At 55.7% G+C, this 20763-nt stretch carries 19 protein-coding genes; 10 read left to right on the forward strand and 9 right to left on the reverse strand.

Features of this window, described 5'->3' with window-relative positions:
• Positions 1–93 precede the first annotated feature (93 nt).
• From IEX96_RS10830 to parC, 6 genes are all read left to right on the forward strand, one after another.
• Entirely contained in the window at positions 94–624 is a 531-nt protein-coding gene (locus tag IEX96_RS10830) for a PAS domain-containing protein (RefSeq protein ID WP_150005552.1), read from the forward strand.
• A 181-nt stretch (positions 625–805) separates the two neighbouring features.
• Positions 806–1675, forward strand: a complete 870-nt coding sequence (gene motA, locus IEX96_RS10835) for a flagellar motor stator protein MotA (RefSeq protein WP_150000661.1) — start codon at positions 806–808, stop codon at positions 1673–1675.
• 118 nt (positions 1676–1793) lie between these two features.
• Positions 1794–2918 carry an N-acetyl-gamma-glutamyl-phosphate reductase gene (gene argC, locus IEX96_RS10840; protein WP_188873919.1) on the forward strand — a complete coding sequence of 375 codons (1125 nt, stop codon included), beginning with the start codon at positions 1794–1796 and terminating at the stop codon, positions 2916–2918.
• A gap of 28 nt (positions 2919–2946) precedes the next feature.
• Entirely contained in the window at positions 2947–3507 is a 561-nt protein-coding gene (locus IEX96_RS10845) for a gamma carbonic anhydrase family protein (protein WP_150005553.1), read from the forward strand.
• Positions 3504–4370, forward strand: coding sequence for a phytoene/squalene synthase family protein (locus tag IEX96_RS10850; protein WP_150005554.1), 867 nt, complete (start codon positions 3504–3506; stop codon positions 4368–4370). The genes IEX96_RS10845 and IEX96_RS10850 overlap by 4 nt, the downstream gene beginning before the upstream one ends.
• 96 nt (positions 4371–4466) lie before the next feature.
• Positions 4467–6716, forward strand: coding sequence for a DNA topoisomerase IV subunit A (gene parC / locus IEX96_RS10855; protein WP_188873920.1), 2250 nt, complete (start codon positions 4467–4469; stop codon positions 6714–6716).
• A gap of 49 nt (positions 6717–6765) precedes the next feature.
• On the opposite strand, the gene IEX96_RS10860 is transcribed toward parC, so the two are convergent.
• The 9 genes from IEX96_RS10860 to IEX96_RS10900 form a co-directional block, all read right to left on the reverse strand.
• Positions 6766–7488 (reverse strand): SAM hydrolase/SAM-dependent halogenase family protein, encoded by a 723-nt coding sequence (locus IEX96_RS10860; RefSeq protein ID WP_150005555.1) that lies wholly within the window; start codon positions 7486–7488, stop codon positions 6766–6768.
• A gap of 118 nt (positions 7489–7606) precedes the next feature.
• Positions 7607–7807: a hypothetical protein gene (locus tag IEX96_RS10865; protein ID WP_150005556.1), complete on the reverse strand. Its 201-nt coding sequence runs from the start codon at positions 7805–7807 to the stop codon at positions 7607–7609.
• An 82-nt stretch (positions 7808–7889) separates the two neighbouring features.
• Entirely contained in the window at positions 7890–9446 is a 1557-nt protein-coding gene (locus IEX96_RS10870; RefSeq protein ID WP_150005557.1) for a TRAP transporter large permease, read from the reverse strand.
• Entirely contained in the window at positions 9443–9937 is a 495-nt protein-coding gene (locus IEX96_RS10875) for a TRAP transporter small permease subunit (protein WP_229773686.1), read from the reverse strand. The genes IEX96_RS10870 and IEX96_RS10875 overlap by 4 nt, the downstream gene beginning before the upstream one ends.
• 41 nt (positions 9938–9978) lie before the next feature.
• Entirely contained in the window at positions 9979–11142 is a 1164-nt protein-coding gene (locus IEX96_RS10880) for a TRAP transporter substrate-binding protein (RefSeq protein WP_229773687.1), read from the reverse strand.
• A gap of 108 nt (positions 11143–11250) precedes the next feature.
• Positions 11251–11997: an arginyltransferase gene (locus IEX96_RS10885; RefSeq protein WP_150005559.1), complete on the reverse strand. Its 747-nt coding sequence runs from the start codon at positions 11995–11997 to the stop codon at positions 11251–11253.
• Between the two features lie 33 nt (positions 11998–12030).
• Positions 12031–13887, reverse strand: coding sequence for an SLC13 family permease (locus tag IEX96_RS10890; RefSeq protein WP_150005560.1), 1857 nt, complete (start codon positions 13885–13887; stop codon positions 12031–12033).
• A gap of 107 nt (positions 13888–13994) precedes the next feature.
• A complete protein-coding gene (locus tag IEX96_RS10895; protein WP_150005561.1) occupies positions 13995–14900 on the reverse strand; it encodes a flagellar motor protein MotB in 906 nt (301 codons plus the stop codon).
• 79 nt (positions 14901–14979) lie between these two features.
• The gene (locus tag IEX96_RS10900; RefSeq protein WP_150005562.1) at positions 14980–17412 is read right to left on the reverse strand and encodes a penicillin acylase family protein; all 2433 of its coding nucleotides are present in this window, start codon (positions 17410–17412) and stop codon (positions 14980–14982) included.
• 123 nt (positions 17413–17535) lie between these two features.
• Between IEX96_RS10900 and IEX96_RS10905 the strand changes: the two genes are divergently transcribed.
• The 4 genes from IEX96_RS10905 (at position 17536) to IEX96_RS10920 (ending at position 20645) form a co-directional block, all read left to right on the forward strand.
• A complete protein-coding gene (locus IEX96_RS10905) occupies positions 17536–18414 on the forward strand; it encodes an NAD(P)-dependent oxidoreductase (protein WP_188873921.1) in 879 nt (292 codons plus the stop codon).
• 231 nt (positions 18415–18645) lie between these two features.
• Entirely contained in the window at positions 18646–19257 is a 612-nt protein-coding gene (gene rpsD, locus IEX96_RS10910) for a 30S ribosomal protein S4 (protein WP_150000649.1), read from the forward strand.
• Between the two features lie 212 nt (positions 19258–19469).
• Entirely contained in the window at positions 19470–19961 is a 492-nt protein-coding gene (locus IEX96_RS10915) for a GNAT family N-acetyltransferase (RefSeq protein ID WP_188873922.1), read from the forward strand.
• Between the two features lie 84 nt (positions 19962–20045).
• Positions 20046–20645 carry a hypothetical protein gene (locus IEX96_RS10920; RefSeq protein WP_150005564.1) on the forward strand — a complete coding sequence of 200 codons (600 nt, stop codon included), beginning with the start codon at positions 20046–20048 and terminating at the stop codon, positions 20643–20645.
• Positions 20646–20763 lie beyond the last annotated feature (118 nt).

The following is a 20763-nucleotide window of genomic DNA, read 5'->3' on the forward strand; positions in this document are numbered from 1 at the left end:
CCTTTGCCATGGTGAATCACGTATTACAACAAATGGGAATCCCCGAATTTAATAGGTCCTGACCCTAGATTGTTATGAATTGAAGGGTCAATCATGATGATGGGTTCGGAACGCATTCTTGCTCAGGATGAAATCATCGTTTCCAAAACGGATACCAAGGGGCGCATCCTGTATGCGAACCGGACATTTTTAAGCATAGCGGATTATGAGGAGCGGGAACTGCTTGATAAACCTCATAATATTATCCGGCATCCGGATATGCCGCGCACCATTTTCAAAGTGCTATGGGATCATATCCGTGACGGGAAAGAGGTGTTCTCATATATCAAGAACAGCGCCAAAAACGGCGATTATTACTGGGTGTTTGCCCATGTAACGCCAACATTTGGCGAGGCTGGCCGGGTGGTTGGTTATCATTCCAACCGCCGCGCCCCCGAACGTGCGGCCATCACCGATATGACCAGACTGTACCGGGAATTATGCACCGTTGAAGCGGCGCAAGGCGGGCGGAAAGAAGGGCTTGCCGCCGGTGAAGGGCTTTTGAACGACAAATTGAAGGCCGCCGGTATGACGCTGGACGAGTTTGTCTTTTCCTATGCGTCCGATGAACGGGCGGTTGGATGAGTCTTTCCAAGCGCCCGGAAAAATATTCGGGATAGGCGGGGCGGGCTTTGGAGTTTGATCCTGAATCCTTTGTATTTAACCTTTCTTAAGCCTGTTTGCTGATAGTGGTGACGGCAGGAACCACTCTTGGAAGGTGGCTCTCGGTCATCTTCTGATAGGCATCTTTAAGGCAGATTCGGGCATGTTTCTTATTATCGGTTTTGTGGTCGTGCTCTTCATGGTGTTCGGCGGCTATGTGTTTGCCGGCGGCAAGATGGAGATCATCGTTCACGCACTGCCATTCGAATTGATGATTATTCTCGGCGGGTCGCTCGGGGCGTTTGTGATCGCCAATTCCATGGGCGTGATCAAGAAATCTCTCAGCGGGATGGGGCGGGCCTTCAAAGGCGCAAAATGGAAACGTCAGGATTATGTGGACCTGCTCAGCCTGTTGTTCGTTTTGATCAAAACCATGCGTTCCAAAGGCGTGGTGGCCATTGAGCAGCATATCGAAAAGCCAGAAGAATCAAAGATCTTCAATAACTTTCCCAGAATCGCTGCGGATCATCATGTGGTGGCGTTTATCGCCGATTATTTGCGCATGATGACCATGAATTTCGAAGATCCTCATCAGATGGAAGATGCCATGGATCAGGATCTGGAGCGCCATCATGCAGAAGAGCATGAACCTCAACATGCGCTTCAAACCATGGCCGATGGCTTGCCCGCCGTGGGGATCGTGGCGGCGGTGTTGGGGATCATCAAAACCATGGCCGCCATTAACGAGCCGGTCGAAGTGCTCGGGCGGATGGTGGGGGGCGCTTTGGTTGGCACCTTCTTGGGAATTTTCCTGTCTTATTTGATGGTTGCGCCCATTGCGGGGCGTTTCGGGCAGGTGCTTAATGAAGAAAGCCAGTTCTTCAATATCATCAAAACAGTGCTGATTTCGCATTTGCATGGGAATGCCCCACAGATTTCCGTTGAAATCGGGCGGCGCAATGTACCTGCCCAGCATCAGCCAGACTTTGCTGAACTGGAAGATGCGCTGGCCGAATTGCCGCCAGATCTTTAAACTGGGCTTTTGGGTGCAGGCCAACGCAACCACGCCATGATATGCGACTGGGGAAAAAAGCGCGCAGGGCTTGCGCTTTCCCTTGTCCAAATCGCTGCAGCGCAATAGTCTGCACGGCATGAGCACACAGACATTCCGTATCGGTATTTTGGGCGCATCGGGCTATACCGGTGCCGACCTTGTTCGCATTCTTTCCGTCCATCCCAATATAGAGATTTCGTTGCTGGTGGCGGGCCGCAGTGCCGGGCGCCCATTGGGCGACGTGTTCCCCCATCTTGGGCATCTGGGGTTGCCGGATCTGATTGGTCTGGATGAGGTGGAATGGCCAGCGCTGGATCTGGATCTGGTATTTTGCGCCTTGCCGCATGCCACCACGCAAGAAGTGGTGAAGGGCTTGCTGCATGCAACCGGCCACAGCTTGCTGGATGAAATGCTGATTGAACGGCGCGAAGATCTGGTGTCGGCAGTGCGCCGGGATATCAAGATTGTTGATCTGTCGGCTGATTTCCGCCTTGAAGATCCCGATAGCTACGAAACATGGTATGGCCGCGCCCATCAGGCTCCGGAATTTCAAAGCGCCGCTGTTTATGGGCTGACGGAATTTAACCGCGATGCGGTACGTGGGGCGGCGCTTGTTGCCTGTCCGGGCTGTTATCCCACCGCGGCCTTGCTGGCTTTGTTACCGATTGTGGGGGCACAAGCCATCGACGCATCTGACATTATTATCGATGCCAAATCGGGGGTTACAGGGGGCGGACGCAGCTTGAAGGAATCGATGCTGTTTTGCGAGGTGGCGGAAGCCATGCACCCCTACGGTATCGGTCATCATCGCCATATGCCGGAAATGGAACAGGAACTGGCAAAACGGGCAGGCCAAGAGGTGGGGCTGAGCTTTACACCGCATTTGGTTCCGATGAATCGCGGCGAGCTGGAAACCATTTATGTGCGCTTGGCCAAGGGGCAAAGCGCGGATAATTTGCGCGATATTTTGGCAGACCGTTATGCCAAGGAACCCTTTGTCCGAGTGCTGGACCCCGGTGTTGCGCCGGCCACGCGCCATGTGCGCGGGTCGAATTTATGCGTGCTCAATGTATTTGAAGACCGTATTCCGGGCCGCGCGATCATTGTGGCTGCCATTGATAATCTGGTGAAGGGATCATCGGGGCAGGCGGTGCAGAATATGAATTTGATGCTGGGTCTGCCGGAAACCACCGGTTTGATGCAGGCACCGCTTTTCCCTTGATCCTCTTAAGAACGGGACTGTTTTGCAGATGACCAATCATGGTGGTGGCACGCTTTTGCCGTTTCGGGGCATCTGCCCACAGCTTGCCGATGATGTCTATGTGGCACCGGGGGCGCGGATCATTGGTGATGTGGAAATTGGCGCAGGGTCGTCTATCTGGTTCAATTGCGTTTTACGGGGGGATGTGAACAGCATTCGCGTGGGGCAAGGCAGCAATATTCAAGATGGCACGGTGGTGCATGTGTCGCGCAAAACCCATCCCACCCATATCGGCAATGATGTGTTGATCGGGCATATGGCGATGATCCATGGGTGCAGCTTGCAAGATCGCAGCTTTGTCGGGCTGTCATCCATTGTGATGGATGGCTGCGTGATTGAGGAAGATGGCATGCTGGCGGCGGGGTCGTTGCTCTCGCCGGGTAAATATATTGGCGCAAAAGAATTATGGATGGGCCGTCCGGCGCGTCGGGTTCGGGTGCTGGAAGATGCGGAAATCGCCGCTTATCGCCAAGGAGTTCTGGGCTATGCGGAATTGGCGCAGGTCTATTTGTCCGAAGCGCAGCGACGGGATGGCAAGGACGCACAATGACCGAAGCCGTGCCGCAAGCCAAAACGCAAGGCCTGAGCGCTTGTGCTGAAATTGTGCGTGACCACGATCATGATCGCTGGCTGACATTGCTGTTCGCCGCGCCCCATATGCGCGAGGATCTGGCGGCGCTTTATGCCTTCGCCCATGAAATCGGCAAAACCCGCGAACGGGTGTCCGAGCCGATGATGGGAGAAATCCGCCTGCAATGGTGGCGCGAAAGCATTGAAGGAATTTATGACGGCCTTGCGCGTAAACATCCGGTGGTGGCGGGCTTGGCAGATTTGGTGGCACGCCATAAGCCGGACCGGTCGGTGTTTATCGACCTGATCGATGCCCGCGCCGCTGAACTTTATGATGAAGGCCCGGTGGATTTTGACGGGCTTTTGGCCTATGCGGATCAAACCGGCGGGGCGTTGAACCGGATGGCCGCTTTTTTGTGCGGTGCGCGGGACGATGCGCATTTATCGGCAGCCCATGCTGTGGGGCGGGCCTGGGCTTTGACCGGAATTTTGCGGGCGCTGGCTTTTCAGGCGGCCATGCAGCGCATTACGCTTCCCAAAGATGCGCTGGAAGAGGCGGGCATTGCTCCTGAAAGTCTTTATCGCGGCCAGTTCTCACCGGACATGATCCCCATCATTCGGCGTATTGCCAATGCGGCGCAAAAAGCCATTCGTAAAGCCCAAATACAAAATGGCAGCTATCCTGCCCAGGCGCGTAGCCCCATGCTGCTGGCGGTGCTGGCCCGCGATTATCTTGATCGTTTGGCCCATGCGGGGGATGATCCTTTTGCGGCGCCTTTCGATCGCGGGGCGTTGACCCGTCAACTCAAGCTGTTCTGGGCCGTGTTGCGGGGCCGGTTTTAGGGGCTTTGTCGCCCATATTACGGATTTGGAAAAATTGCTTGAGAGATATGATTCTTAGGCTGTCGCAATGCGCTTTGAGGCTGTTATAGTTGGCATATGAGTACAGAACCCACATCCGATCATATCATTGAAACCTCGTTCGACACCGCATTGTCAGAGCGTTATCTGGCCTATGCTTTGTCAACGATCATGTCCCGCTCATTGCCCGATGTGCGCGATGGCTTGAAGCCTGTGCATCGCCGCTTGCTATATGCCATGCGGCTTTTGAAGCTGGACCCCGGCACCGGTTATAAAAAATGCGCCCGCGTGGTGGGGGATGTGATCGGTAAATATCATCCCCATGGGGATCAGGCGGTTTATGATGCGCTGGTGCGGCTGGCCCAGCATTTTGCGGTGCGTTATCCGCTGATCGACGGGCAGGGCAATTTCGGCAATGTGGATGGCGATAATCCCGCTGCCATGCGTTATACCGAAGCCCGCATGACCGCTATTGCCGCCACCTTGATGGAGGGGCTGGACGAAGATGCCGTTGATTTTCGCCGTACCTATGACGGGGAAGAAGAAGAGCCGGTGGTGTTCCCCGGTGCCTTTCCCAATCTGTTGGCCAATGGGGCGGCGGGGATTGCGGTGGGCATGGCCACATCCATTCCCCCGCATAATGCCGGTGAACTGATCGATGCCCTGCAATTGCTGATAGAAGCACGGTTGGGGCGGCGCGGTCCGGTGACGGATGAAGAATTGGTGGATCGGGTGCCCGGCCCGGATTTTCCCACCGGCGGTATCATTGTGGAACCCCGTGAAAGCATCGCCCAGGCCTATCGCACGGGGCGTGGCGCTTTTCGTACCCGTGCCCGCTGGGAACGGGAAGATATCGGCCACGGAACATGGCAGATCGTGGTCACGGAAATTCCGTATCAGGTGGCAAAGTCCAAGCTGATCGAGAAAATCGCCGAATTGATCAATGACAAGAAATTGCCCATTCTGGCGGATGTGCGCGATGAATCCACCGAAGATATCCGGCTGGTTCTAGAACCGAAAAGCCGCAATGTGGAACCGCAGATTCTGATGGAGAGCTTGTTCAAGCTCACCGATCTGGAGGTGCGCGCCTCGCTCAATCTCAATGTCATTGATCTGGATGGTGCGCCGCGTGTTCTTTCCTTGGGGCAGGCGCTGGAAGCGTTTTTGGATCATCAGCTGGATGTTTTGAAACGCCGTACGCGCTATCGTCTGGAAAAAATCGCCCATAGGCTTGAGGTGCTGGATGGCTATCTCAAGGCCTATCTCAATCTGGATGAAGTGATCCGCATTATCCGCGAAGAAGACCATCCCAAAGCGGAGTTGATGCGCACATTTTCTCTTAATGATGTGCAGGCAGAAGCCATTTTGAATATGCGGCTGCGGTCTTTGCGCAAGCTGGAAGAAATGGAAATCCGTACCGAGCATGAAAAGCTCAGCGCGGAACAGGCGCAGCTCAATGGCTTGTTGGCTTCATCGGAACGCCAATGGATATCGGTTGGGGAAAAACTCTCAGGCATAAAAGATCGTTTCGGTTCCGATACAATTGAAGGCCGCCGCCGCTCCGGCTTTGGTGAAGCTCCGATATTGGATGTGGTGCCCATGGAAGCGATGATCGAACGCGAGCCGGTGACGGTGGTGTGTTCGCGTCGTGGCTGGTTGCGGGCATTGAAAGGGCATATGGCGCCCGATAGCGTGCTGAATTTCAAGGAAGGCGATGAAGAACGCTTCCGCTTCCATGCCTATACCACCGATAAGATTTTCGCCTTCACGTCCCTTGGCCGGATGCACACGCTGCCTGCGGACAAACTGCCCGGCGGGCGCGGCCATGGAGAGGCCTTGCGGCTTTTGGTGGATCTGGATGGGGAAGAAGAGATCGTTGCCCTGATGCCCTATAAAGCGGGAAGCGAATTGCTGCTGGCCTCATCGGAAGGGCGGGGCTTTCGGGCCGAGGCGGATAAGGCTGTGGCCTCTACCCGTAGCGGCAAGCAATTGATGAATGTGGGCAAGGGCGCGCGGGCCACCCATTGTCTGGTTGTTGAAGGCGATACCGTTGCCATTATTGGCGAGAACCGTAAGCTTTTGCTGTTCCCTGTGGAAGAACTGCCGGTGATGGCACGCGGACGCGGTGTGATGCTGCAACGTTATAAGGATGGCGGCATGGCCGACATTCGGTTGCTGAATGCTGCGGAAGGGCTGAGCTGGCCTATGGGGGGGACGCAAGGCCGCACCCGCACGGAGCCGGATATCGCCTTGTGGCTTGGAAAACGCGCAGGCTCCGGCCGCCTGCCGCCCACAGGCTTCCCAAGAAGCAATCGTTTTAGTGGCTAGGAAAGATATGGGCCCCGGCGGTTTCGTCGGGGCTTTTTAAAGCCAAGGCTCAGGCAAGCGAAATGGCGCTGCCATGCTCTAGATCAAGCATATGTGCGGCACTTCCCTGGGTGACAGCGATTTCTGCCAAACCGCAGGAATTGGCGTACCAAAAGGCCATGCCGGGGGGATGATCCGTAAAGGTGCGCCCCCGCGGCAAGCGCTTGCCCCCCACCATCAGACAGCGATCCCCCAACCGGTCCGCATTGATGCCGGTCATGGCATTTCCATAATGGTCAATATAAATGATGCGGCCCAGATCATCGGGCCAATCGCCGCCGGGCATGGGATCTTTCAATTCCTCTAGGGGCAGCGTTTCCCCCATGGCCAAAGTGGCGGCGGCAGGGGCAAATAGATCGCGGCCATGAAAGGATGCGGACAGCCGCACCGGCGCGCGGGTCAGGCGATAGACCGCACGATGTTCCTGCGCGCGGCGGAGCACCATTTCAAATAATCCATTGCCGGGGCCGATAAATTTCCGTCCATCGGCTTCCACCATCACCGGCGGGCGTGGGCCGCCCACACCGGGGTCCACCACCGCGCAGATGACGGCATCCCACGCCAGATCGTCCACAAGGCTTGCCAAAAGATAGGAGGCGGCTTGCGGAGAAAAGGTGGGGGCATCATGCATCAGGTCGATAATGGGAATATTCGGGGCGCGCTGGGCAAGAACCGCTTTCATCTGCCCCACATAAGGGCCATTCCAGCCGAAATCGGTAAAAAGAACGATCATAAGGCACTGCCGAATAGTGGTTTAAGCCTTGAAATATCCAAAGGGAAACGGGCGCTCGCAAAGCCAAAGACGCAAAGGAGCATTCCCATGTTCCGATAGGTTTCCCAAGGCCGCGTCTTCAAGCGACGCTGCGCGCTGCCCGCACCATATCAAGCGATGGGCGGTCAGATGCTGTGCCGCTTGGTTGTAAAAGCGCCTCGGCTTCCACAGCCGTGAGTCCCGAACGGATCACGATGTCCGTCAGGCTATCGCCGCCTTCCAGGGCGTCGGTTGGTTCTGTGACCGGATCTGTGTGCTTGCGTCGAAAGATTTTGAGCATTTTTGCCTCCCTATATGCTCATATTATCGCGTATTTGTGACAAATAGGTGTCAAAAATATCACGCAGCCACAATATCTTGGGTTAATTGTTGTAAAGCATAGCGGGAAGCCAGGTGGCCAATTCCGGGATCAGGGCCAAAAGCAATAAGCCGATGATCTGGATAGCGACAAAGGGCAATGCCCCGCGGTAAATTTCACCGGTCTTGACGGAATCGGGGGCCACACCGCGCAGATAGAATAAGGCAAATCCAAAGGGCGGCGTGAGAAAACTGGTTTGCAAATTCATGGCCATCATAACCCCCAGCCATACCGGATCTACCCCCATGACAAACAGCACAGGGGCAACGATGGGCACCACCACAAAGGTGATTTCAATGAAATCGAGGAAGAAGCCAAGGACGAACATCACCAGCATAACGGTGATCAGGGCACCTGTGGTCCCACCGGGCAGATTGGCCAAGGCGGCTTCAATGCTGTGATCGCCTCCCAAACCGCGAAACACCAGGGAAAACAACGCAGCGCCCACCAAAATGGTGTAAATCATCACCGTCACCCGAACGGTGGACTGCATCACAGGGGCCAAAATTTTGGCTTTCCACAAGCGCCATAGGGCCAAAAGCAGGCCAAATCCGGCAATGGCACACAGCCCAAAAGCAAAGATCAGGGGCATGCCTTGGGTGGCGGGGCCAATTAGAGCGCTTTGCCCCAATACCAAAATCAGGGCGGCGATGGCGGAAATCAAGGGCCAGTTCCGGCCAGATCCAAGGCGGGCGGCCCCAAGGAAAATTGCTCCCACAGCGCCGAGGGACGCCGCTTCGGTGGGGGTAGCAATGCCGCCAAGAATAGAGCCAAGCACAGCAATGATCAGAAGAACCGGTGGCAACAAGGCACCCAAAAGACGCCCGACCATTTGGCGATTGAACAGCTCACCATCGGCAGGCGGCATGGCAGGGCTGGATTTGGGACGAAAAACCGCCTGTGCGATCAGATAGAGCAAATAAAGACCAACCAGCCCCAAGCCGGGCAATAAAGCCCCTGCAAACAACTCTCCCACAGAGACGGCATCGGGCGCGGTGATGCCCATATCCCTTTGTGCCTCTTGATAGGCAGAGGACAGCACATCACCAAGCAAAATCAAAACGATTGAAGGCGGAATGATCTGTCCCAATGTGCCCGCCGCAGCGATGGACCCGGTGGCAAGGGCGGGATCATAGCCGCGCTTGAGCATCACCGGCAGCGACATCATTCCCATGGTGACAACCGTGGCCCCCACAATGCCGGTGGAGGCCGCCAAGAGCGCGCCCACAATCATCACCGAAAAGCCCAGTCCGCCGCGCACCGGCCCAAAAAGCCGTCCCATGGAATCCAGCAAATCTTCTGCCACGCGCGATTTTTCCAGCATCACGCCCATGGCGATGAACAAAGGCACCGCCAACAACAACTCGTTCTGGATCAGGCCATAGATGCGGTCCGGCATCAACAAGATGAAGCCCGGTTCCAAAAGCCCGAACACAAGGCCGATGACCGCAAAAACCAGCGCCACGCCCCCCAGCACAAAGGCGACGGGAAAGCCGGTAAGCAAAAAGCCGAGCAGGGCCAGAAACATAAAGCCGACAAGGGCGGTACCGGCGTTGCTCATAGGGTGGCCTTTTTGTCATCAAACAGGTGCAGGCCCGCCCGCAAAATCAAGGCAATGCTTTGTAGGCTCAGGGTGGTGGCAAACATCAGGATCAGAGCTTTTTTAAGATACACAAAGGGCAGCCCGCCAGTTTCCAAAGACCCTTCATTACTGATGATGCTTTCAAAAACATAAGGAAGGCCGGCCCACCAGATAAGAAACAGGAAAGGCATCAGAAAGATAAAGCTGCCCAGAAAATCCACCCATGAACGGGCGACGGGGTCGGCTGTCCGATAGAACAGATCTACCCGCACATGATCTTCATGCAAAAGCGCATAGCCCGCACCGCCAAGAAAAATCAGGGCATTGATATAAAGGCGTGATTCCTGAAGCCAGATAGAGCCTTGTGCAAAAACAGCGGTGCTTAGAACCAATATGAATTGCACCAGAACCAAAGCCAGCGCCGCCCAGCCCAAAGCATGACCGATGGCTTCATTGAAACGGTCAAGCAACCTGATGACGGCATGGAGCCGGGGATATGGTTCTTTTCTGGTCATCTATTGGTGGAAAAAGCACGGGCGGCGGCAAAGGCTTGTTCGGAAATTTCTCCCCAGCGCGCCCCTCTGCGCCGGGCGGTTTTGAAGCTGTCATAAACCTCTGCGGTGAAGGAATCAGAGGCGGCCACTTCGGCCAAGACCTGTTCGCTGATTTCGGCCATTCGCTTTAAAACGGGATCGGAAAAGCGGCGTAATTTGACATCGGTTGTTTCAATCAACCGTTCCAAAGCCATCGCGTTGTTATGTTCGAATTCCGACCGCATGGTCAGGGATTCTGCCGTTGCAGACTCCTGGATGATCGCCCGTTCCCGATCGTCCAGATCATTCCATAATGATAGATTGACCCCCATGGATAATGTGGTTCCGGGTTCGTGGATGCCGGGATAATAATAGGATTTGGCGATGGTGTGGAAGGCAAAGGCCATATCGTTCCACGGGCCAACCCATTCCGTTGCATCGATGTTGCCCTGATCCAATGCCTGGAACAGTTCACCACCCGCCTTGGTGACGGGGGTGGCGCCCAGACGTTGCATCACTTCACCGCCCAGCCCCGGCATCCGGATGCGCAAGCCGCGGAAATCTTCCAGAGTATCGACGGGGCGCTTGAACCAGCCGCCCATTTGCACGCCGGTATTCCCGGCAATGAATGGCTTGATATTGAACCGCGCCGAGAGGCGATCCCACAAGGCTTGCCCGCCGCCAAAACGGATCCATGCTTCCATCTCGCTGGCGGTCAGCCCCATGGGAACGGCGGCGAAAAAATTGAAGGCCGGCGAGCGGCCCTGCCAATAATATTCCGCGCCATGATAAAGATCCGCTTTGCCTTGGCTTACCGCATCAAAGGCCGACAGGGCCGGGACCAATTCCCCCGCAGCATAAACCTGCACCGCCAATGTGCCGCCCGAAACATCGCTGATACGTTGGGCTAGCCGCGCAGCTCCGGTACCAAGGCCGGGGAAATTCTTGGGCCATGTGGTGACCATACGCAAGGTGCGGGATGCCTGACCGAGAAGGGCAGGGCCCGAGCGGCTGATGTTTTTGGATTGTCCGGACAAGACCAGTCCGGCCGCCAAGCCCGCACCTGTGGCCGCAGCGCCCAAGCCTGCCGCCGATTTAAGCGCCGTGCGGCGGTTTATGCCTTTGTTTGCAGAATCACCCATCAAAAAAGTTGCGCCCCTATGCTGGCAAAAACAGATTTGACTATAAGCAGGTGAGCGTCGGGTGCAAGGGATGTGAAAGGCCGTTCAAGACAGAAAAGTCTTGTCCTGTCACATGGATTTCCAGCCTTCCGCCCCCAGTTTTTCAAGGGGATGGAACGCGCATTTATAGGCCATTTTCGGGCTTTTTTCGATCCAGTAGCCCAGATACACATTACGAAGACCGCGCCTTTTCGCGCGCTGGATATGATCGAGAATGATAAAGGTGCCAAGGGACCGGCGGGCCATATCGGTGTTGAAAAAGCTGTAAACCATCGACAGGCCATCGGACAAAATATCGGTCAGAGCCACGCCAACCAGCTGTCCGCGATTTTCGGTGTTTTCAGGATCATCTGCTTTGGGCGGAAGGCGGTATTCCACCAGCATGGTTTCGATGGGGCTGTTTTCTACCATTTCGGCAAATTCCTGCTGATCCATAGACGCCATGCCGCCATCCCCGTGCCGGTCTTGTAGATAGGTTTTCAAAAGCTGGAATTGTTCGTCGGTGATTTTGGCCGGTTCTTCGAACATCTGAAGATCCGCATTGCGGTTTCTGGTGCGGCGCATGCTTTTGGATGGAAGAAACGCATTGGCTACAACCCGAACGGAAATGCAGGCATTGCAATGATCGCAGGCCGGACGATAGACCACGGACTGGCTGCGGCGAAACCCCACCCTCGACAGGGCTTCATTCAGGGCGTGGGCGTTCGTTCCGGAGAGTTCGGTGAAGACTTTTCGTTCTTCATGGCCGTCCAGATACGGGCAGGGCGATGATGCCGTTACGTAAAAGCGGGGGAACTGCATGGACTGGTCGGTCATGAATGCTCCCTTTTGCCGGACGAGGACACAGGATCAAAAGCCATAATAGAATGCCGCAATGGCGGTGAAGGTCAACCACATGATCACGGTCAGCGGCAGGCCCGCCCTTACGAAATCCAGAAAACGATAATGCCCCGGTCCCATCACCAGCAGATTGGTTTGATAGCCAAAGGGGGTGGCAAAAGAGCATTTCGACGCGAAAATCAGGGCAATCACAAAGACTTCCGGCTCCACACCAATGCGCTGTGCCACGGAAATGGCGATGGGGGTGAACAATACCGCTGTGGCATTGTTCGACAAAACGTTGGTCAAGACCGCCACCAGCAGGAAAAAGCCGGAAATCACCACCAGCGCCGAGGCATCACCCAAAAGCGCAATGACAGTATCGGCGATAAAATTTGCCCCGCCGGTCACCGCCATCGCATGGCCCATGGCAAGGGCTGCGGCGATGATCATGATGATTTTTTGATCGATGGCTCTGGAGGCTTGCCGTATATTGATACAGCTTGACCCGATCATGGCCAGCGCCCCGCCCATTGCTGCTACGGCGATCGGCAGAATACCGAATGCGGCCAGCGCAATGGTTATGGCAAAGATGGCAATGGCCACGCCGCTATTGCGTTCGGCAGGGAAATCCGAGGCAGACCATTCCAGCAACAAAAGATCGCGGTTGCCGCGCAAAGCATGAATGTCGTTCCGACTGCCGAGCAAAAGCAAAACATCGCCCGGCTCCAACACCAATTGCGCCGTATGCGACCGGATCATCCGCGATCGTCTCTGGATGCCAAGAACAACGCAATTGGTCAAAGAGCGAAATCCCACCTGTTCCAGCGTACGGCCTTGCAACCGCGAGGCCGGGGCGATCATCACTTCGGCCATCATGCTTTCCCGACCGGGCAACGGTCCTTCGCCACTATCGGAAGCACCGCCCACGCCGCCGGTATGCCACGCCCCGCTTAAAAGCTCTGGCGATTTCAGCATCATCTGGGTCAGGCTTTGTCGAGTGGCCGCCGCCACCAGCGTATCGCCAGCCAATAAGGACATATCGTGAAAGGGCGGCAACAGCACTTCATCATCGCGGCGGATGCAGCGGATGGTCACATCGGTCAGGCCGGGGAACAGGCCGGAGGTGGCCTTCAGCCCTTCCAGTGCGCCGCCATAGGTGACTTCCAATTGCACCAGAAATTGCTTGGAGGACCCGCCGAATTGCGAGGACATGGTGGCTCTGTCTGTCAGCAAACGGGGCGCGATGAAGGCCACATAAATAAAGCCGACAACCCCAAGCATCAGGCCGGGAAGAAAGATGGTGAAAAAGCCCAGATTTTCTCCGGTGATATGGGCATAGCTGCTGGCCACCAACAGGTTGGCGCTGGAGCCGATAAGGGTGAGATTGCCGCCCAGAATGGCTGCATAGGAAAGCGGGATCATCACCCGGCTGGGGTTCATGTTCATCTTGCCGGCAAGGGCATTCAGGATGGGGATGAAAATGGCCACCACCGGCGTGTTGTTCAAAAAGCCGGAAAACAGCAAGACAATAGCCAGAACACTAAACAGGACCAAACGCGGTGAAGATGTCGCGGGCCCCACCAATCGGCGCACCGGTTCATCCAATGCGCCTGAAACCACCAATGCCTGCCCCATGACCAAAAGGCTGAGAATGGCCATCAGGGCGGGGTCGGCAAATCCGGCGATCAAGGCTTTGACAGAGCCAGCCTGGTCGCCGGATGCGGGATCGGCAATCGGGAAAATCTGGAACACGATCAGCAAGGCGACAATGATCGCCAGCGATGACAGTTCCATGGAAATTCGATCAATGGCGTAAAGCACCATGCCGAAGGCGATCACCGCAAAGGTGATCCACATTTGTATGGATGGATCGGCTGCGATCATAAGACGAAAAAAGGCTCCCCGTTTTTGCCCTCAAGAAAGGCAGACGCACAGTATAGCGTCACAACGGGCTGGCACCAGAGAGTTGTTTTTAAGGGAGGGGCAAGTTTTTAACGACCACCACTGGCTCTGGGGGAAACCACAGGGGCTTCGCGGAGCACCAAAATGGTGATGCGACGATTTTCCGCACGAAACGTGTCTGTTGGATAGAGCGGTTCCGTTGCGGCTTTTCCGGTGACTTCGGAAAACCGATCAGAGCTGACACCGGTGCGCGATAGCACCCGCCGTGCGGAATTGGCACGGTCGGCGGATAATTCCCAGTTGGTGTAATCGCTGCCCGCGCCATATGTCCCGCCATCGGTATGGCCCATAATGGCAATGCGGTTGGGCAAGGTGGACACAATGGCCCCGATTTCCCGTATCAGGCGCTGGGCATAGCCAAACAGATCCGCGGTGCTATCGCGGAACATGGACCGGCCATCCTTGTCGGTGATCTGGATTCGCACGCCTTCCGGTGTTTGTTCGATCAATACCTGGTCTTTATGCTGGGCCAGTTCGGGGGAATCCTGAATGGCTTGGCGCAGGGTTTCTTCCAGGGCATTCATCGCCCCGTCTTGCAGTTTATCTGCAAAATCTGCCTTGGGCGTTTCGGAGCTGTCTTCTGCTTGCGATTGGTCGTCCGCATCGGTTTGCGCCGAAGGCGGCGGCCCTTGGATCTGGGTGATGGATGAACTGGCATCTAAAGCGCCCTGAGATCCAATGACCGTGCCAGCCAAAGGCTTACCGGAGCCGGAGGTGCCGCTCACGCTGGCAGAGGAGGGCGAAAAATAGTCCGCCAACCCCTCGAGCGTTTCCTTATCAGACACATTGAGCAGCCATAAAAGCATGAAAAAGGCCATCATTGCCGTGACGAAATCCGCATAGGCGACTTTCCATGCCCCCCCATGATGACCGCCGCCGCCCCCTTTCTTGACCTTTTTGATCACGATGGGTCTTTGATCGTCTTTTTTCGCCACGAAATGCTCCGCCAACACTGCTCACGAAGCGCAAGCATCCGCCTTTAGCCTTAATATTCCCTTTATGATCAAGGGGCGGTCACGGCAAAGCCCCGCCCGTTTCACCGGAAGATTGCCGCTTCAAAACCAGCTTGTCGCCCGATTGATATGTTTCGGGATTTGTTGAAATTTCGACGAAATCCCCATGAAGCCATTTGTCCATCATGTCGGAATAATGCTTTGAAAAGGGAATGCCCGATTGTCCGGTGGGAATGATGTAGGACGAGCGATCCAGATCGGCCAGATCATAAACCACCCGATAGCTGGGGCCATGGGTGAAGCCATAGGGATCAGGGGCCGAAAAGCTCGGTCCGGCCACATTCACCGTATAGGTACCGCCCGGCGCCGGCGTGGATGTTTCGAAAAACCGGGCAAGAACCGGCACCTGGGAGAAGGGGCGGTGTTCCTGCACGCCCCGATGAAGGCTGCCCCATTGCCAGTCGCGCCATGATCTGGGGGTGCGATCCAGCCGCGATGAAAGATCCTCAAGGGCATCGTTAAAGGCCAGATGCACCCTGTCTGCGCAGCTTTCATCATCTGATGTACCGATATCATCACACCAATTTGCCTTGGTGGTGCCTAGCAAGGCCATCTTCAGGAAATCCACTTTCGCCCCCCAATAGCGGTCGAACTTGTCGCCCAATTCGTCGGCATAGAGTCGTTTGGCCAGAGCACGGTGCCATGCGGTGAAAATCATGGGTTCGGGTCGGTCGGCGGCCATCTCGAAATCCCATGCACCCAAGGCGTCCAGAATATCCTTTTGTGTTTCATCCAACGCTTTTTGCTCTTGGTCCATAAGGCCCAGCATCAGGGGCAGAAGATCGGCAGCAACGGTGGATTTCACATCCATCTGGATGCGGGCCATGCTGGCTTTGTCATGAGGGCCGGTGTCGGCGATCAGTTCACGGATGCGGTCGCCGCGATAGGGAAGCGCCCAACCGCTGGTAAGAAAATGCGGATAATCCGGTCCGACGATTTTTTCATTGGCGGTAACGATCACGCCATTGGCGGGATTTTCACGCTCGGGCATGTCCTCATAAGGGATCGTGCTTTCCCAGTCATAATCAGCCTTCCAGCCCGGTGCGGGTACCAGACCATGGGTGTCGTTTTTTGCCCCGCGGATGGGCACACGCCCCGGTGCATAATATCCGATATTCCCGTCGATATCCGCATATACAATATTCTGGGCCGGTGCCGTATAAAGACGGAGGGCGGTTTTGAACTGCTCATAATTCTTTACGCTGGAAAGGGTCGCCGCAGCGCTCCCCGAAGTGTCCTCTTCATCCAGCGCGGTCCAACGCAAAGCCAGCACGGCGTTTTTTGGCATTTTTTCTGCCAGATCGGCGCGGCCATCGGAAATCACCGGTCCGTGGCGTGTTTCGCGGACAAGAATGGCTTTCGGTTCGGCATCTTTGATATGGATGGTTTCTTCCCGGGTGATGAAGGGGGCCGGGCCGTCCGGGGTCAGATAGGCGGTGCCGTCATCCACCAGCTTTTCCACATATAAATCCTGCACATCCGGATTGACATTGGTGAAGCCCCAGGCGATCCGGTCATTGCGCCCCAAAATCACAAAGGGAATGCCGGGCATGGTGGCCCCGATCACATTTTCTCCGCCGATATTCATATGGGCCAGATACCAAAGAGACGGTGTGGTCAGGCCCAGATGCGGATCATTGGCCAGCAAAGGCATGCCGGTTTTGCTGTGATCGCCGGAAATAACCCAATTATTGGACCCCAGCCCTCTGGGCTTTCCGATATCCGTTTGCGCGGTTTTAATATGGGCAAGGTCCAACCCATCATAAAGTGTGTCCAGATCGGGCAGGGGGAGGGCTTCTTCACCGGGATAGGGCGGGAAGAAATCCATAAGCTGGTCGGTATCAAGGCGGCTGGCCAGATCAAGGCGGGCCAGCTCGCTCCAATAATTACCGCCCAGATCAAGCGCCATCACCTTGAGCCAGCTCAAGCTGTCAATGGGTGTCCAGGGCTCCGGCTCTGTGCCTGTAAGCAGGAATTCCGGCGGCAGCGCCCCTTTGCGGCTGTTCAAAAAGGCATTCACGCCATTGGAATAGGAAACCATCCCGGCGCGGGCTTGTGGTGTTTGATGAGCCCATGCTTTTCGCGCCCGGTCGTAAAGCGATAAGGTGCGCAGGAAGACATCGGTGGAAAGGGTGGCTTCTCCGGCGATTTCAGACAAGCGTCCGGCGGCAATGCGGCGGTGCATGCTCATTTGCCATAGCCGATCCTGTGCATGGGCATAGCCCAAGGCAAAGAACGCATCTTCGGGCGTTTGCGCAACAATATGTGGTACGCCGTGGCGGTCGCGGGTGATGCTGACCTCGGCCTTAAGCCCCTCCAAGGTGACCGTGCCCGATATTTGGGGCAATGCACTTCTAAGATAAACCCAGCCAAAAATCGCACATAGAATGGCCAAAATACCAATGGCGGCGGCTATTTTCCCTATCAGTCGCATGGTCTTTCCTCCCCGGTCTCTTGCTTTTTGCCCCTCACGGGTCTGGACAGTATGTGTCACAGCCCGTTAGCCTGCGCCGATCCGATTATGCTGTGCAACCAGCTTTAACCGAATGGCAAACTGATGACCGATAAGCTGACATTTTTAGGGTTGGGTGTCATGGGCTTTCCTATGGCAGGCCATCTGGCGCAGGCGGGCTATGCCGTCACCGTTTATAACCGCACAGCACAAAAAGCGGAAAAATGGCTGGAAACATATGGGCAGGCCCGATGTGCTCTGGCGGCAACGCCGGCCCAAGCGGTTTGTGAGGCCGATCTGGTTTTTGCCTGCGTGGGGGCGGATAAAGATGTGGAAGACATCTGCGTGGGCGAGGCCGGCGCATTTGCGGCTATGAAGCCCGGCGCGGTCTTCGTCGATCACACCACGGCGTCTGCGCAAGTGGCGCGGGCCATGTATGACAAAGCCAAAGCGCTGGGACTCGGATTTTTGGATGCGCCGGTTTCGGGCGGAGAGGCCGGGGCGCAGGCGGGGCAACTGACCGTGATGTGTGGCGGCGATCAGGCGGATTTCGATCAGGCGCGTCCGGTTATGGAAAATTACGCTAAAATGATGCGCCTGCTCGGCCCTGCGGGGTCGGGACAGACGGCGAAAATGGTCAATCAGATCTGCATCGCCGGAACGCTTCAAGGGCTGTCGGAAGCCCTGCATTTTTGCCAAAGCGCCGGACTTGATGTGGCGGCGGTGGTGGATGTGATCTCAAAAGGGGCGGCGCAAAGCTGGCAAATGGAGAATCGGGCGGCCAGCATGGCTGCAGGGTCTTTTGATTTCGGATTCGCGGTGGATTGGATGCGGAAGGATTTGGCCATCGTTTTAAAAGAAGCGCGCCGCATGGGCGTGTCTTTGCCGTCCACAGCGTTGATCGATCAATTCTATGCGGATGTGCAGGCCATGGGCGGCGGGCGGCAAGATACGTCCAGCCTGATCCGCCGTTTGCGCCACTGATTAAAACGGCCAGCCGCTGAGCGGTTCATAGGGCGGCTTCAGGGCTTGACCTTTTGTCGCGCATGGCTATAGTCCGCGCACTTCGAACGGGCGGCAGATTATGTCCGTCGCCCGCGTGGGCACCTGTTCGTTCTGGATATCGGTTGATCCGCTGAACGGATCTTTCGATGGATGAGCGGCAGGGGGCGATTGGCGTCCGGCCCATGGCGCAATGAAAGGACGCGGTTCGACATGAGCAAGCGTATCTCTGCCAAGCATAAAATCGATCGCCGTATGGGCGAAAATATCTGGGGTCGTGCGAAAAGCCCCGTGAACACCCGCCAATATGGCCCCGGTGAACATGGTCAGCGCCGGAAGGGCAAATTGTCCGATTTCGGTATTCAGCTGCGTGCCAAGCAAAAGCTGAAAGGCTATTACGGCTCGATCACCGAAAAGCAGTTCAATCGCTATTATAAAGAAGCCGCTGGTAAAAAAGGCGATACCGGCGAGCATCTGATCGGCATTCTGGAGCGTCGTTTGGATGCGGTTGTGTACCGCGCCAAATTTGTTCCGACCGTTTTTGCCGCCCGTCAGTTCGTCAGCCACGGCCATGTTCTGGTGAACGGCAAGCGCGCCAATGTTCCCAGCTATATGGTGAAAGAAGGCGATGTGATCGAAGTGCGTGAAAAATCGCGCCAGATGCCGATGGTTCTGGAAGCAGGCCAAAGCCCCGAGCGTGATGTACCGGAATACATCACGGTTGAAGGGACGAAAGCCACCTTCATGCGGGTTCCGACCTTGGATGAAGTGCCTTATCCGGTTCAGATGGAACCGAATCTGGTGGTGGAATTCTATTCGCGTTAATGCGCGATTCGGATTGCCGTTCAAAGCGCCGCAGGGGAAACCTTGCGGCGTTTTTTATGGCGTCTCCCTTTATTGGCGGGATGGCCTGATTTGCGCATAATCCATGCTGTTGTTATTGTTTGACAGCGATAGATTTTTTGCGCTTCGGCCCAGACAAAGATAGCAAAAATGGATCGGACATACGCCCCATGGATGATGCGCACACCTCTTTTATGACTGAAGGTCCGGCGAATATTATCATCCGGGATGGTGCACCCGAAGATACGGATCAGGTGATTGGCCTGATTGGCAGATGCTTTGCCGCTTATCCCGGTTGCGTTCTCGATCTTCCCGGTCTGGATGCGGACCTACCCCGGATCTGTGACACTTTCGCCCGTCAAAATGGGCGCTTTTGGGTGGCGGAGCGGGCTGGAACAGTGCTTGGCTGTATCGGCTATGTGCCATGCGGACAGGATGTGGTTGAATTGAAGCGGCTTTATGTGGATGCGTCTAGCCGCCGGTCTGGGCTGGCCACTGCGTTATTGAATCGGGTGCTGCACGCTGCGCAATCAGTGCACGCCACGCGCATTGATCTGTGGTCTGATACCCGTTTCGTTGAGGCCCATGCCTTTTATCACAAGCACGGGTTTGTCATGCCCGGCGAAATGCGAGACTTGCACGATCCTTCCAACACAACGGAATATTTGTTTCAGAAAAGGCTTTAAGGGACCGCCTTGAATTTTAATCATTCTCATTTCGTTAAAAATTTATTAAAGTCTGCTTTGAGGGTCGATCGAAACAGGTGACATATGATTTCTCTTTTTGCTGCAGCATCTATTGCATTGTTTTCCGCGCCGGAGCAGGCGGATCGCCCCGTGGATATTCCCGTTGAACACTGCGCTTTTTCAGAAATTTCCAAAGCGCTTGCGGGGCATGAGCAGTGGCATGATCTTGCCGGGCTTTTCTACACAGACCCCGAATTGGCTGCAGAATTTTCAGAAATGATGCCGGGTTTCAAAATGGCTTATTTCCATGCCGATAGCACTGGCGTGCTGTTGGTTGGAGGAGAACGGTTAAGCCGCAGCCCGTCAGAGCCGCAACAAAACCATGGCTATTGGGTGCAGGCCGTCGATGAAACGCAAGAAGCGTGCGCCCAAGAAGGGGTAGCCTGTGATGTTGAAGCCTTTTCCGAGGCTCCTTTCGGGCTGTCTGCCAGCACCTATATCCAATCCGATGCGGATCGGACACGCCGCGAAACGCTGGCCTTTGTCGGTGGGAACCAATGCGTCTATTCCATCCAGTTTTCAGGCCCGGAATCCGCCATCAGCGATGACGGGTGGCATGACCTGAAAGTCGCCTTGCTGGATTTGCGGGCTCTTGTGAAGCTGGCTCCGGTTGGCCCCCGTTGAGTGCGATTGTGATCGCGTCAATCGGGATAGGATATTGAAACATCTCTGGATACGGCTACTGTAAAGGGTGATCCTTTTATGGAAGGGATGCGATGTTCTTTCGGCGGAAACTGTTGCG

The organism is Iodidimonas muriae (assembly GCF_014647255.1).
GTDB lineage: Bacteria > Pseudomonadota > Alphaproteobacteria > Sphingomonadales > Rhodothalassiaceae > Iodidimonas > Iodidimonas muriae.